At 61.5% G+C, this 12980-nt stretch carries 12 protein-coding genes; 6 read left to right on the forward strand and 6 right to left on the reverse strand.

Annotation, left to right across the window (positions count from 1 at the left end):
- Positions 1-2: 2 nt before the first annotated feature.
- Entirely contained in the window at positions 3-386 is a 384-nt protein-coding gene (locus PRJ_RS01055) for a PaaI family thioesterase (RefSeq protein ID WP_003255824.1), read from the reverse strand.
- Positions 386-2710, reverse strand: coding sequence for a Tex family protein (locus tag PRJ_RS01060; protein WP_020191053.1), 2325 nt, complete (start codon positions 2708-2710; stop codon positions 386-388). Before PRJ_RS01060 ends, PRJ_RS01055 begins: the two co-directional genes overlap by 1 nt.
- 217 nt (positions 2711-2927) lie before the next feature.
- On the opposite strand from PRJ_RS01060, the gene ompR reads away from it, so the two are divergent.
- Together ompR and PRJ_RS01070 are read left to right on the forward strand one after the other, a co-directional pair.
- A complete protein-coding gene (ompR, locus tag PRJ_RS01065) occupies positions 2928-3668 on the forward strand; it encodes a two-component system response regulator OmpR (protein ID WP_003255821.1) in 741 nt (246 codons plus the stop codon).
- A gap of 13 nt (positions 3669-3681) precedes the next feature.
- Positions 3682-4995 carry an ATP-binding protein gene (locus tag PRJ_RS01070; RefSeq protein ID WP_104960597.1) on the forward strand — a complete coding sequence of 438 codons (1314 nt, stop codon included), beginning with the start codon at positions 3682-3684 and terminating at the stop codon, positions 4993-4995.
- A 97-nt stretch (positions 4996-5092) separates the two neighbouring features.
- Here PRJ_RS01070 and rimK read toward each other — a convergent pair whose 3' ends face one another.
- Positions 5093-5998: a 30S ribosomal protein S6--L-glutamate ligase gene (gene rimK / locus PRJ_RS01075; RefSeq protein ID WP_003255817.1), complete on the reverse strand. Its 906-nt coding sequence runs from the start codon at positions 5996-5998 to the stop codon at positions 5093-5095.
- On the reverse strand, positions 5995-6477 hold the full coding sequence (locus PRJ_RS01080; protein WP_004576370.1) for an ATP-dependent zinc protease: 483 nt from the start codon (positions 6475-6477) through the stop codon (positions 5995-5997). Before PRJ_RS01080 ends, rimK begins: the two co-directional genes overlap by 4 nt.
- Positions 6478-6586: 109 nt before the next feature.
- On the opposite strand from PRJ_RS01080, the gene PRJ_RS01085 reads away from it, so the two are divergent.
- Entirely contained in the window at positions 6587-6988 is a 402-nt protein-coding gene (locus PRJ_RS01085) for an RNA-binding S4 domain-containing protein (protein ID WP_104960598.1), read from the forward strand.
- A 27-nt stretch (positions 6989-7015) separates the two neighbouring features.
- Here PRJ_RS01085 and PRJ_RS01090 read toward each other — a convergent pair whose 3' ends face one another.
- Positions 7016-7810 carry a phosphatase PAP2 family protein gene (locus PRJ_RS01090; protein ID WP_104886822.1) on the reverse strand — a complete coding sequence of 265 codons (795 nt, stop codon included), beginning with the start codon at positions 7808-7810 and terminating at the stop codon, positions 7016-7018.
- Between the two features lie 120 nt (positions 7811-7930).
- On the opposite strand from PRJ_RS01090, the gene hslO reads away from it, so the two are divergent.
- Together hslO and PRJ_RS01105 are read left to right on the forward strand one after the other, a co-directional pair.
- On the forward strand, positions 7931-8830 hold the full coding sequence (gene hslO, locus PRJ_RS01095) for an Hsp33 family molecular chaperone HslO (RefSeq protein WP_104960599.1): 900 nt from the start codon (positions 7931-7933) through the stop codon (positions 8828-8830).
- Positions 8831-9009: 179 nt separating this feature from the next.
- Positions 9010-10551, forward strand: a complete 1542-nt coding sequence (locus PRJ_RS01105) for a phosphoenolpyruvate carboxykinase (protein ID WP_003255806.1) — start codon at positions 9010-9012, stop codon at positions 10549-10551.
- 71 nt (positions 10552-10622) lie between these two features.
- On the opposite strand, the gene PRJ_RS01110 is transcribed toward PRJ_RS01105, so the two are convergent.
- Positions 10623-11933 (reverse strand): IS4 family transposase, encoded by a 1311-nt coding sequence (locus tag PRJ_RS01110; protein ID WP_104960600.1) that lies wholly within the window; start codon positions 11931-11933, stop codon positions 10623-10625.
- Between the two features lie 601 nt (positions 11934-12534).
- Between PRJ_RS01110 and PRJ_RS01120 the strand changes: the two genes are divergently transcribed.
- Complete coding sequence (locus PRJ_RS01120; protein WP_003255804.1) at positions 12535-12975, forward strand: thioesterase family protein; 441 nt, start codon at positions 12535-12537, stop codon at positions 12973-12975.
- Positions 12976-12980: the final 5 nt, after the last annotated feature.

Consider the following 12980-nt stretch of genomic DNA (forward strand, 5'->3'; position numbering starts at 1 on the left):
AGCTAGAGAACCGCGAAGGTTCCTTGCGCTTTGGCCACCAGCTTGTCGCCCTGAACTACGTCGGCGTCGACCACCAGGGTGCGCCGCCCGGCGTGCAGCACACGGGCGGTGCACAGCACTTCGCCGTCGCTGACGGCACGCATGTAGTTGATCTTGCACTCAATGGTGACGCTTTGCTGGTCAAAGCCATGGCTGGCCGAGCAAGCCAGGCCCATGGCGATGTCCACCAGGCTGAAGATCGCCCCGCCGTGCAGCTTCTGGCCACGGTTGCGCAACTGTGGCTCGAGCGCCAGGGCTACCTCGGCAACACCGGTGTCCAGGTGTTGCAGGCGGCAGCCCAGCAGCTGGCTGAAGGCGCTTTCGACGTATTCGCGAGGTACGTCCATTACTTCTTCTTCAGTTGCTTGGCATTGGCGAACAGGGCGGCCATGGCGTTGTTGGCCGGGGCTGCGGTGGCGGTTTCGCGCTGACGTGGTGCCTGCGGCTGGCGATTGCCGCCATTGCCACGATTACCACCACGGTTGCCTTCGACCTTCTCGCCCGGGGTGTCGCTCATGCGCATGGACAGGCCGACGCGTTTGCGCGGGATGTCCACTTCCATGACCTTGACCTTGACCACATCGCCGGCCTTGACCGCCTCACGCGGGTCTTTGACGAACTTCTCCGACAGTGCCGAGATATGCACCAGGCCGTCCTGGTGCACGCCGATGTCGACGAAGGCACCGAAGTTGGTAACGTTGGTCACCACGCCTTCGAGGATCATGCCCGGTTCCAGGTCCTTGAGGTCTTCGACGCCTTCCTGGAAGGTGGCGGTCTTGAACTCCGGACGTGGGTCGCGGCCGGGCTTGTCCAGCTCTTGCAGGATGTCGGTGACGGTTGGCAGGCCGAAGGTTTCATCGGTGAACTTTTTCGGGTCCAGGCGCTTGAGGAAGCTGCTGTCACCAATCAGCGAGCGGATGTCGCGGTCGGTATCGGCAGCAATGCGCTGCACCAGCGGGTAGGCCTCAGGGTGTACCGCAGAGGCGTCCAGCGGGTTGTCTCCGTTCATCACGCGCAGGAAGCCGGCGGCCTGCTCGAAGGTTTTCTCACCCAGGCGGCTGACCTTTTTCAGCGCTGCCCGGGTAGCAAACGGACCATTGGCATCGCGGTGGGCGACGATGTTCTGTGCCAGTGTGGCATTGAGGCCGGAGATGCGCGTCAGCAGCGCCACCGAAGCGGTGTTCACGTCCACGCCCACGGCGTTCACACAGTCCTCGACTACCGCGTCCAGGCCACGTGCCAGTTTCAGTTGGGACACGTCGTGCTGGTACTGGCCGACACCGATGGATTTCGGATCGATCTTCACCAGTTCGGCCAGCGGATCCTGCAGGCGGCGGGCGATCGACACGGCGCCGCGGATCGACACGTCCAGGTCCGGGAACTCGCGGGCGGCCAGTTCCGATGCCGAGTACACCGACGCACCGGCTTCGGAAACCATGATCTTGGTGATTTTCAGGGCGGGATATTTCTTGACCAACTCGGTCACCAGCTTGTCGCTTTCGCGGCTGGCGGTGCCGTTGCCGATGGCGATCAGCTCCACCGAGTGTTTGGCGCACAGTGCGGCCATGATGGAAATGGTGCGGTCCCAGTCGTTCTTCGGCGCGTGCGGGTAGACCGTGGTGTGGTCCAGCAGCTTGCCGGTTGCGTCGACCACGGCGATCTTGCAGCCGGTGCGCAGGCCCGGGTCGAAGCCCAGGGTGGCGCGCGGGCCGGCCGGGGCGGCCAGCAGCAGATCGTGCAGGTTGTGGGCGAACACGTTGATCGCCTCGCCTTCGGCACTGTCGCGCAGCTCGCCGAACAGGTCGGTTTCCAGGTGGGTGTACAGCTTGACCTTCCAGGTCCAGCGCACCACTTCACCCAGCCACTTGTCGGCCGGCCGGCTGCGGTTCTCGATGCCGACGTGGTTGCCGATCATCAGCTCGCACGGGTGCAGGGTGCCGGGCAGCTCTTCGCCGACCTTCAGCGAGACGCTCAACACGCCTTCGTTGCGCCCGCGGAAGATCGCCAGGGCCCGGTGCGATGGCGCCGTGCGCAGCAGCTCGTCATGAGCGAAATAGTCGCGGAACTTGGCGCCTTCTTCTTCCTTGCCGGCCACGACGCGGGCGCTGAGCACGGCTTCCTGCTTGAGGTAGCTGCGCAGCTTGTCGAGCAGGGCGGCGTCTTCGGCAAAGCGCTCCATCAGGATGTACTTGGCGCCTTCCAGCGCGGCCTTGACGTCGGCCACGCCCTTTTCGGCGTTGACGAAGCGTGCGGCTTCGCTTTCCGGGACCAGGGTCGGGTCGTTGAACAGGCCATCGGCCAGTTCGCCAAGGCCGGCTTCCAGGGCGATCTGGCCCTTGGTGCGGCGCTTCTGCTTGTACGGCAGGTACAGGTCTTCGAGGCGGGTCTTGGTGTCGGCCAGCTTGATCTCGCGGGCCAGTTCCGGGGTCAGCTTGCCCTGTTCCTCGATGCTGGAAAGGATGCTGGCGCGGCGCTCGTCGAGTTCGCGCAAGTAGCGCAGGCGCTCTTCCAGGTGGCGCAACTGAGTGTCGTCAAGGCTACCGGTCACTTCCTTGCGATAGCGGGCGATGAAGGGCACGGTCGAGCCTTCGTCCAACAGGCTCACGGCCGCCTCGACCTGCTGCGGGCGTACGCCCAGTTCCTCGGCGATACGGCTGTTGATGCTGTCCATGTAAACCACCTGACATTTGTGAATACGGGGGTCGCCTGTGGGCTTTTTGCCCGGCGGCGCTGGATGAAAGCCGCGCATTATACCCATCGCAAACGGCTTGCGGTGATGGCGCCCGGCCAGCCAGAACTGGCGCCGGGGGAAAAATCTGCTAACAATGCTCACGCAACGTGCAGCAATGGCTACGCCATAATGCGCGGCGATATCAGAGGAGTTATTCATGACCGGCACGCCAAACACCGCTGAAGGTGACAAGATTCTCATCGTCGACGACGATCCGGGGCTTAGCAGCCTGCTGGAACGTTTCTTCACCAGCAAAGGCTACCGTGCCCGTGCGGTGCCCAACACCGAGCAGATGGATCGCCTGCTGCAGCGCGAGGTGTTCAACCTGGTGGTGCTCGACCTGATGCTGCCAGGCGAGGATGGCCTGTCCGCCTGCAAGCGCCTGCGCCAGCAGAACAACCAGATCCCGATCATCATGCTGACCGCCAAGGGCGACGAGCTCAGCCGCATCAAGGGCCTGGAGCTGGGCGCCGACGACTACCTGGGCAAGCCGTTCAACCCGGACGAACTGATGGCCCGGGTCAAGGCGGTGCTGCGTCGCCAGGCTCCGAGCGTGCCGGGAGCGCCGGGCAGCGAGGACGAGTCGGTCACCTTCGGCGACTATGAGCTGTCGCTGGCCACCCGCGAGCTCAAGCGTGGCAACGAAGTGCACATGCTCACCACCGGCGAGTTCGCTGTGCTCAAGGCTCTGGTGATGCACGCCCGCGAGCCGTTGACCCGCGACAAGCTGATGAACCTGGCGCGCGGCCGCGAATGGGATGCGCTGGAGCGCTCCATCGACGTGCAGATTTCGCGCCTGCGTCGCATGATCGAGCCGGACCCGTCCAAGCCGCGTTACATCCAGACCGTCTGGGGCGTGGGCTACGTGTTCGTACCGGACGGAAACGCCGGAAAATGATGCCTGGACGTCGATGAAAACACCGCTCTGGTTTCCGCAAAGTTTCTTCGCCCGCACCCTGTGGCTGGTGTTGATCGTCGTTCTGTTCTCCAAGGCGCTGACCCTGGTCTACCTGCTGATGAACGAGGACGTGCTGGTCGACCGTCAGTACAGCCATGGTGTGGCGCTGACCTTGCGCGCCTATTGGGCCGCCGACGAAGAAGACCGCGACAAGATCGCCGAGGCGGCAGGTCTTATCCGGGTGACCGGCTCGGGTGTGCCCGAAGGCGAGCAGCATTGGCCCTACAGTGAAATCTACCAACGGCAGATGCAGGCCGAACTGGGTGACGACACCGAAGTGCGCCTGCGCATCCATGCACCGCCCGCGTTGTGGGTCAATGCGCCAAGCCTGGGTCCGGGTTGGCTGAAAGTGCCGCTGTACCCGCATCCATTGCGTGGGCAGAAGATCTGGAACGTGCTGGGCTGGTTCCTGGCCATTGGCTTGTTGTCCACCGCCTCGGCGTGGATTTTTGTGCGTCAGCTCAACCAGCCGCTCAAACGCTTGGTGTTCGCCGCCCGCCAGCTTGGCCAGGGGCGCAGTGTGCGCCTGCCGATCAGCGATACCCCCAGCGAGATGACCGAGGTGTACAAGGCGTTCAACCAGATGGCCGAGGATGTCGAGCAGGCCGGGCGCGAGCGTGAGTTGATGCTGGCCGGGGTTTCCCACGACTTGCGCACGCCACTGACGCGTCTGCGTCTGTCGCTGTCCTTGCTGAACAGCGACAACGAGCTGAGCGATGACATGGTTCGCGATATCGAGGACATGGACGCGATTCTCGATCAGTTCCTGGCCTTCATCCGCGATGGCCGTGACGAGCCGGTGGAAGAGGTCGACCTTGCTGACCTGGTGCGTGAGGTGGTGGCTCCGTACAACCAGCCGGTAGAGCGTGTGCGCCTGTGTCTGGAGCCGATTCCACCGTTCCCGCTGCGCCGGGTTTCGCTCAAGCGCATGCTGGGTAACCTGATCGGCAACGCCCTGCACCATGCTGGCAAGGGGGTCGAGGTGGCTGCCTATGTGTCAGGTGACGAGAGTGCGCCGTATGTGGTGCTCAGTGTGCTGGACCGGGGCACCGGTATTGACGAGTCGGAGCTGGAAACCATCTTCAACCCGTTCATTCGCGGTGACCGGGCACGGGGCGGCAAGGGCACCGGGCTGGGGCTGGCGATCGTCAAGCGGATTGCTGCGCAACATGGCGGGAACGTGGAGTTGCGTAACCGGTCTGGCGGCGGGATCGAGGCGCGGGTCAGGTTACCGCTGGGGCTGCTGCTGCCGCGTAATGCTGTGTGAGGCTCACTGGCCTCTTCACGGCTAAAGCCGCACCTACAGGGATTGCGCAGTACCTGTGGCAGCGGCTTGGCCGCGAAGCGGCGGGTACAGGCTTGAATCAGCCTTTGCCCTTGGTCCGGGTCTGATTGGGCCCGCCATTCTTCTCCAGATGCTCGATGATCATCCCGGCGACGTTCTTGCCGGTGGTGACTTCGATGCCCTCCAGCCCTGGCGACGAGTTTACCTCCATCACCAACGGCCCGTGGTTGGAGCGCAGGATATCCACACCCGCCACGCTCAACCCCATCACCTTGGCCGCCCGAATGGCGGTGATGCGCTCTTCAGGGGTGATTTTTATCAGGCTGGCGACGCCACCCCGGTGCAGGTTGGAGCGGAACTCGCCTGGTTTGGCCTGACGCTTCATCGAAGCAATCACTTTGTCGCCTACCACGAAGCACCGGATATCTGCGCCACCGGCCTCCTTGATGTACTCCTGCACCATGATGTTCTGCTTGAGGCCCATGAACGCTTCGATCACCGACTCGGCCGCCTGGGGCGTTTCGCACAGCACCACGCCAATGCCCTGGGTGCCTTCCAGTACCTTGATCACCAGCGGGGCACCGTTGACCATCTGGATCAGGTCGGGGATATCGTCCGGCGAGTGGGCGAAACCGGTGATCGGCAGGCCTATGCCGCGCCGCGACAACAGTTGCAACGAGCGCAGCTTGTCGCGCGAGCGGGCAATGGCTACCGACTCGTTGAGCGGGTATACGCCCATCATTTCGAATTGGCGCAGCACCGCGCAGCCATAGAACGTAACCGAAGCACCTATGCGCGGGATCACTGCATCGAAGCCTTCCAGCGGCTTGCCGCGGTAGTGGATCTGCGGCTTGTGGCTGGCAATGTTCATGTAGGCCCGCAGGGTATCGATCACCACCATTTCGTGGCCACGCTGGGTACCGGCTTCGACCAGGCGGCGGGTGGAATACAGACGCGGATTGCGCGACAGCACAGCGATCTTCATGCAGCACCTGTGACAGGGGAAAGGGTGGCCGGGAAGGCCGGTTTGTCTTGTACGTATTTCAGGCCTGGGTTCACTACCAGCTGGCCGTGTATCAGGGCCTTGGAGCCAAGCAACAGGCGGTAGCGCATGTTCTTGCGGCAGGCCAGGGTGAACTCCACCTCCCACACACCATCACCCAGCGCCAGTGACGTGCGGATGACGTAGCGGGTCTGGGCGTGGCCGTTGGAGCTCTTGATGGTTTTCATCGTCACCAACGGTGCCTCGCAGCGGCGGTGGCGCAACTGCACCACCGAGCCCAGGTGCGCAGTGAAGCGAACCCAGGGCTGGCCGTCGCGCTCGAAGGGTTCCACCTCGGTGGCATGCAGGCTCGACGTGCTGGCACCGGTGTCGATCTTGGCGCGCAGCCCGGCCACGCCGAGGTCAGGCAGGGCGACCCACTCGCGCAGGCCGATCACAGTCAAATGGTCAAATGTCTTCACGAAGCGCACCCTGCGAATGAGGTGGTGAACTTTAAGCACGGCGGGGACTTTTTGCATCCGTATGTGAAGGTAGTACAGTTCGATGAAAGACAGAATCCGAGGTAACGGGATGGCACAAAAAGCCGAAGACGACGACAAGGTTCGCCTGGACAAATGGCTGTGGGCGGCGCGCTTCTACAAGACGCGAGCGCTGGCCAAGGCGGCGATCGAGAGTGGCAAGGTGCATTGCCGGGGCGAGCGTTGCAAGCCGGGCAAGGAGCCGCGGGTGGGCGACGAGTTCGTGCTGCGTACCGGCTTCGATGAGCGCACGGTGGTGGTGAAGGCGCTGTCGGTGGTGCGTCGTGGTGCCCCAGAGGCGCAGGCGTTGTACGAGGAAACCGAAGAAAGTGTGCGTCGCCGTGTACAGGCGGCTGAGATGCGTAAGGCCGGGGCCATGGGCGTGACCACCGATGGCCGGCCGACCAAGAAGCAGCGGCGGCAGATTCACCAGCTGCATGGAAGTTACGATTGAATGGGGCTGCAGCGCAGCCCCAAAAATCTAGCGCAACACCGCCATTCGTCCGACCAACGGTAACGTGGACAGCAGCTTGAACAACGGCGCTGTCCAGCGCATCAACGCCTCGCTGCCTTTGGCCGCCAGCGGCGTGTAGTAGCTCCAGCCCAGCGCCAGTACGGCCATCAGCAAGCCGCCGATGTAGTCGTCCTGCCCCCAGTGGGCTCCGGCCACCAGGCGCGGCAGCATGAACAGCGCTGCGAGCCCCCAGACCACCAGGTATTGCGCAAGGCCGCGGCTGAACACGCTCATGAACAGCGCCCAGATCAACAGCACCGAGGCGTGATCACCCGGAAAACTCTTGCTGGAGCGGTCCTTGAGTTCCCAGGCAGCCTCCAGGTTCGGGTAATAGTCACTCAGGTGCACGACGTCGTCGAAGATCATCGATGGACTCTTGTGTTGCCACCCGGCTGCATCCACCCACTTGGAAAACAGCGCGCGAATCACCACTAAGAGGAGTAGCGTGACCAGAAAGCCGAAAAATGCCTGGCGAACCTGAGCAGCCTTGAACACCCAGTCACCACGAATGAGCACTGCCAGCAGGATCAGGCCGACGACGATGTCGAACGGGCGTAGGCTGCCGATGGTCCAGATGTAGCGCCAGGTGGTGCTATCGGCCAGCGGCGCGTTCAGGCTGCGGAACAGCCACTCGTCGAAAGTCAGGCACAGGATCTGGCCAAAAGGCCATAACCAGAAACACAGTAGAGCGATGGGAAGCAGCGTACAGGCTGCCAATGGCCCCCAGGACCACCTTGCTTGGAACAGTGGTCGATTGTCCATAAAATACCTCTATTGCAAACAGGAATCGGAGCGCCTTGTGAGCGCTCTGTCACGGGTTCTCGCCGGTTTTCGACAACCCTTGTAACCATTTTGTCATCATTTTTTAGATAGCCGAAACCTATGAGCGATTTGCCTGATACCGATTTCACCCAACGTTTCATCTTCGACGAGCGCGATGTGCGCGGCGAGTGGGTGTCTCTCGATGACAGCTACGCCGCGGTGTTGGCGCGTCATGAGTACCCCCAGCCGGTCAAGGTGCTGCTCGGCGAGTTGATGGCCGCCACCGCCTTGCTGGTGGGTGCGATGAAGTTCGATGGCCTGCTGATTCTGCAGGCGCGTTCGGCCGGGCCGATTCCGCTGCTGATGGTGGAATGTTCCAGTGAGCGCGAGATTCGTGGCATGGCCCGCTACGAAGCGGACCAGATTCCGGCTGGTGCCACCCTGTCGCAGCTGATGCCCGACGGCCACCTGACCCTGACCATCGACCCGGTCAAGGGCCAGCGCTACCAGGGGACCGTCGACCTCGATGGCGTCAACCTGTCTGAATGTTTCACCAACTACTTCGTCCAGTCGCAGCAGCTCAATACCCGTTTCTGGCTCAATGCCGAAGGCGGCAAGGCCCGTGGGCTATTGCTGCAGCAACTGCCGCGTGATCGCCAGCCGGATGATGAAGAGCGCGAAGACAGCTGGCAGCATGTGGTCGCCCTGGCCAAGACGCTCAAGCCTGAAGAGTGGACAGAGGGCAACGAAACCCTGCTGCACCGCCTGTATCACGAAGACGCCGTGCGCCTGTTCGATATCCAGCCACTGCGCTTCAATTGCAGCTGTTCGCGGGAACGCTCCGGCAATGCGCTGGTCAGTCTGGGCGAGCACGACGCCAAGGCGCTGGTGGACGAATGTGGCGGGACGGTAGAGATCGATTGCCAGTTCTGCAACGAGCGCTACTTCTTCGATGCCAGCGATGTGGCGCAATTGTTTGCGGGTGGCGGTACTGACGTGGCCTCAGAAACTCGTCACTGAAACGTTAAATCACAGGATAATCTCCTGTCGAATTGCGCAAAAGCGCAGTTCTGACAGGAGGGGCCTACTTTTTTTGGGCGTTTCTGGCATAATCCGGCCACTTTTTTCGCTGTAGTAGTTTTTTCAAGACAACTACAAAACGTTTGGAGCACTCGGCCTCGGGCCGGATGGGGTATCTCATGACGCAAGCCAACAACACCGTGTACACCGACCTGAGCGTCGATGAGCTGGTAAAAGAAGCGCTGCAACGCGGTGAAGGCGTACTAGCCGATACTGGCGCACTGGTCGTGGAGACTGGTCACCGTACCGGCCGTTCGCCGGCTGACCGTTTCATCGTCGAAGAACCTTCCACCCAGGACGCCATTTCCTGGGGCCCGATCAACCGCAAGTTCCCGGCCGACAAGTTCGATGCCCTGTGGGCTCGCGTCGAGGCGTTCAACAACGCCCAGGATCACTTCGTTTCCTATGTTCACGTAGGGGCCGCAGCCGAGCACTACCTGCCGGTGAAGATGACCACCCAGACTGCCTGGCAGAACCTGTTCGGTCGTTGCCTGTTCATCAACCCGGAGCAGTTCAACCCGGCTGGCCGCGACCAGTGGCAGATCCTCAACGTCGCCAACTTCGTGTGCGAGCCTGAGCGTGACGGCACCAACTCCGACGGTTGCGTGATCATCAACTTCGCCCAGAAGAAAGTGCTGATCGCTGGCATGCGCTACGCCGGCGAAATGAAGAAAGCCATGTTCTCGGTGCAGAACTTCCTGCTGCCGGCTGCCGACGTACTGCCTATGCACTGCGCGGCCAACATCGGCGAAGAAGGCGATGTGACCTTGTTCTTCGGCCTGTCCGGCACTGGCAAGACTACCCTTTCGGCTGACGAAAGCCGTTACCTGATCGGTGACGACGAGCACGGTTGGGGCGAAGGCGTTGTCTTCAACATGGAAGGCGGCTGCTACGCCAAGTGCATCGACCTGTCCGAGAAGAACGAGCCGGTCATCTGGAAAGCCATCAAGCACGGCGCAGTACTGGAAAACGTCGTTCTCGACGCCAACAAGCACGCCGACTACACCGATGTCAGCCTGACTCAGAACAGCCGTGCGGCCTATCCGTTGGAGCACGTTGCCAAGCGTTCGGAAGCGAACCTGGGCGGCGAGCCTAACGCAGTGATCTTCCTCACCTGCGACCTGACAGGTGTTCTGCCTCCGGTTTCGATCCTGAACAACGAGCAGGCGGCCTACCACTTCCTGTCCGGTTACACCGCGCTGGTCGGTTCCACTGAAATGGGTTCGGGCGGCGGCATCAAGTCGACCTTCTCCACCTGCTTCGGCGCACCGTTCTTCCCGCGTCCGGCTGGCGAGTACGCCGAGCTGCTGATCAAGCGTATCAACGGCTTCAACTCCAAGGTCTACCTGGTCAACACCGGCTGGACCGGTGGTGGCTACGGCGTTGGCAAGCGCTTCAGCATCCCCACCACCCGTGCCGTGATCGCTGCAATCCAGAGCGGCGCACTGGTCGGTGCCGAAACCGAGCACCTGGACATCATCAACCTGGACGTGCCGAAGGCCGTTCCGGGCGTTGAAACCGAACTGCTCAACCCGCGCACCAACTGGGCTGACAAAGCGGCCTACGACGAGGCTGCCAAAGGTCTGGCCAAGCTGTTCATCGAAAACTTCAAGAAGTTCGAAGTTTCCGACGCCATCAAGGCCGCTGGCCCGCAGCTGTAAGCCGAGCTCAGCCGCAACGAGAAAGCCGCCCCCAGGGGCTAATGCCAGTCAGTTAAGCTGACTGGCATTTTTCATTTTCGGGTGGGGTACTTCGCTGGACGTTGCTTCACCGTTCGCGGAAACCATCGGTCAGGCCGTCGATGTGGCAAGACATATTGTGCCGCCGAAGCCTGCAGATCCGACAAAAATCCCGGCAAATTTCCGGGGTGGTTCAAGGATGTGCCATGCAGCAAGCCCAGTATTGCCCAGCTACAGGCAGTAAAACTCATCTCGCATGGGTACACACCAGGGCACTGTCGAGACATTTGCACCATCTGATAACGCAACAGGTTGTAGCCCAGCAGTACGCCCCATAGCTCTTGCGCAATCATCTCCGGCGTCTTGCTTCTCAGCGTATATTCACCACCTAAAAGCCCTTGCTTGATCTCTCGATATCCCAGTTCGATTTCCCAACGCTGACTGTAAAGGTCGACGATCTCATCACCCGGGAAACGCAGCGGATCGACCATTGAGGTCAGTACGCTCACCACCTTGCCTTTAATCGTCTTGCTTAACAGCCGTGCTCGAGTCTCCAGCGGCAGGCCGGGCCATTGCTTACGGGCTTGTGGCGAGGTGCGCAGAATGACTACGGCATCGTTGCGCCCAAGCTTGTGCTCGACTTCGTACTGGCTACCCTTCTTCAAAGGAATAAGCCAATGACGCTGCTCGCCTTGTGATTGCCAGTGATGCAGCAAACCCAACGAGTAGAAACCTTTATCGAACAGGGTCAGCGAGTGATCAGGCGTGGTAGCGATCAACTGTTCGGCCAGCTTCATTTCGCTACTGTGATAGCTCTCGAAAGTACTGCTTATCAGCAGATGGCTAGTCAGTTCCATCTGGCAGACCATTCGGACTTGAGGGTAACTGCCATCGCCATGCTGATTGGTCGCGCCGCCGTAGCACGCCCGATTTTCTGCGGTGTCGGGGGTATTCCAGACGACGCCATCCACACCCAAAAGTGTTAACCCCAACCATTGAGGGTGTTGGACTTCTGCATGCCATCGCTGCTGGGTGAGCGAAAACACCTCGCGAACCGCTTCGCTACCCAGCCGTTGCCGTCCCTGAACAACAGCGCTGGGCGCCACCAGCGGTCGCTTGCCCGGCAGCATGATGTCCATGTGATTCACGACATCCCAAGCCGACATCCGGCGGAACAACGCCATGCCGATGATGCACCAGACCAGGCTTTCCAACGGCAACCGGCGCTTACGTATAGTCGAGACACCTGCCGTTTCGAAGGCCTGTTTCACAATGTCTGGATCAAGCAAGGCTCCAAGCCCTTCGAGGGCATGTGGCCGCGATGCCATTTCATGAGTGAGGGACAGGGCTTTTGACAGGCGCATAAAAAATCCGATGCTCGTTTCCAAGCATCGGATTTTGCGGCCTATGGGCTAAAGGTCAATGCGTCAGTCTTAACTGACTGGCATTACCCCCAGGGGCGGCTTTTTTGTGGGTTCGGGCTTTCCCGCGAAAGGGCCGGACCTGCTGACCAATTTCCACCCGTGGTTCACCGTCGCAGCCGCCATCGTATTCGCGGGTAAACCCGCTCCTACACACTGATCGGTGGTAGGCGCAGGCCGTCGTGTAGGAGCGGGTTTACCCGCGAAAGGGCCGGACCTGCTGGCCAATTTCCACCCGTGGTTCACCGTCGCAGCCGCCATCGTATTCGCGGGTAAACCCGCTCCTACACTCGGTGGTGGGCGCAGGCTGTTGTAGGAGCGGGTTTACCCGCGAAAGGGCCGGACCTGCTGACCAATTTCCACCCGTGCTTCACCGTCGCAGCCGCCATCGTATTCGCGGGTAAACCCGCGCCTACACACCATCGGTGGTGGGCGCAGGCCGTTGCAGGAGCGGGCTTGCCCGCGAAGGGGCCCGCATAGGCAGCGAAATTCTGGTTTTTCTGTTTCACTGTCAGCATCCATTGCGAAGACAAGAGCCAGCCAGATGACCGAAGCCCCTCAGCGCACTGCCTTCTCCCACTTCCACCCGATCCTTACCCGCCCCCAGGACAACGACCTGAACGGCCACATCGCCGGTGCAACGGTGCACGGTTTTTTTGAAACCGCGATCCAGGCGTTTCTCGTCGAGCAGGCCGAACTGGACCTGCGGCACGGTGAACTGGCCGCCTTCGTGGTCAGTTCGGCTGCGGATTTCTACGCGCTACCGGGCTTCCCGGATTTGTTGGAGGTGGGGTTGGGAGTGACGCGACTGGCGGGCAGCACGGTAGAGTACCGGCTGGCGCTGTATCGCCCGGGCGAACCGGAGGCGTGCGCAGCAGGCACGGTAGTGCAGGTGTTCATCGAGCGCGACAGTGGCCGGCCTGTGGCGTTGCCAGAGGCGCTGCAGGTGATTCTGTCCGGCCTCGTGCTGGAGCGGCAGGCATAAAAAAG

Origin of the sequence: Pseudomonas sp. XWY-1 (assembly GCF_002953115.1) — a bacterium.
Taxonomy (GTDB): domain Bacteria; phylum Pseudomonadota; class Gammaproteobacteria; order Pseudomonadales; family Pseudomonadaceae; genus Aquipseudomonas; species Aquipseudomonas alloputida.

What these genes read in the sequence shown, in the direction of transcription:
- PRJ_RS01055 (WP_003255824.1), bottom strand. Translation starts at nt 386, where the DNA reads ATGGACGTACCTCGCGAATACGTCGAAAGCGCCTTCAGCCAGCTGCTG.
- PRJ_RS01060 (WP_020191053.1), bottom strand. Translation starts at nt 2,710, where the DNA reads ATGGACAGCATCAACAGCCGTATCGCCGAGGAACTGGGCGTACGCCCG.
- ompR (WP_003255821.1), top strand. Translation starts at nt 2,928, where the DNA reads ATGACCGGCACGCCAAACACCGCTGAAGGTGACAAGATTCTCATCGTC.
- PRJ_RS01070 (WP_104960597.1), top strand. Translation starts at nt 3,682, where the DNA reads ATGAAAACACCGCTCTGGTTTCCGCAAAGTTTCTTCGCCCGCACCCTG.
- rimK (WP_003255817.1), bottom strand. Translation starts at nt 5,998, where the DNA reads ATGAAGATCGCTGTGCTGTCGCGCAATCCGCGTCTGTATTCCACCCGC.
- PRJ_RS01085 (WP_104960598.1), top strand. Translation starts at nt 6,587, where the DNA reads ATGGCACAAAAAGCCGAAGACGACGACAAGGTTCGCCTGGACAAATGG.
- PRJ_RS01090 (WP_104886822.1), bottom strand. Translation starts at nt 7,810, where the DNA reads ATGGACAATCGACCACTGTTCCAAGCAAGGTGGTCCTGGGGGCCATTG.
- hslO (WP_104960599.1), top strand. Translation starts at nt 7,931, where the DNA reads ATGAGCGATTTGCCTGATACCGATTTCACCCAACGTTTCATCTTCGAC.
- PRJ_RS01105 (WP_003255806.1), top strand. Translation starts at nt 9,010, where the DNA reads ATGACGCAAGCCAACAACACCGTGTACACCGACCTGAGCGTCGATGAG.
- PRJ_RS01110 (WP_104960600.1), bottom strand. Translation starts at nt 11,933, where the DNA reads ATGCGCCTGTCAAAAGCCCTGTCCCTCACTCATGAAATGGCATCGCGG.
- PRJ_RS01120 (WP_003255804.1), top strand. Translation starts at nt 12,535, where the DNA reads ATGACCGAAGCCCCTCAGCGCACTGCCTTCTCCCACTTCCACCCGATC.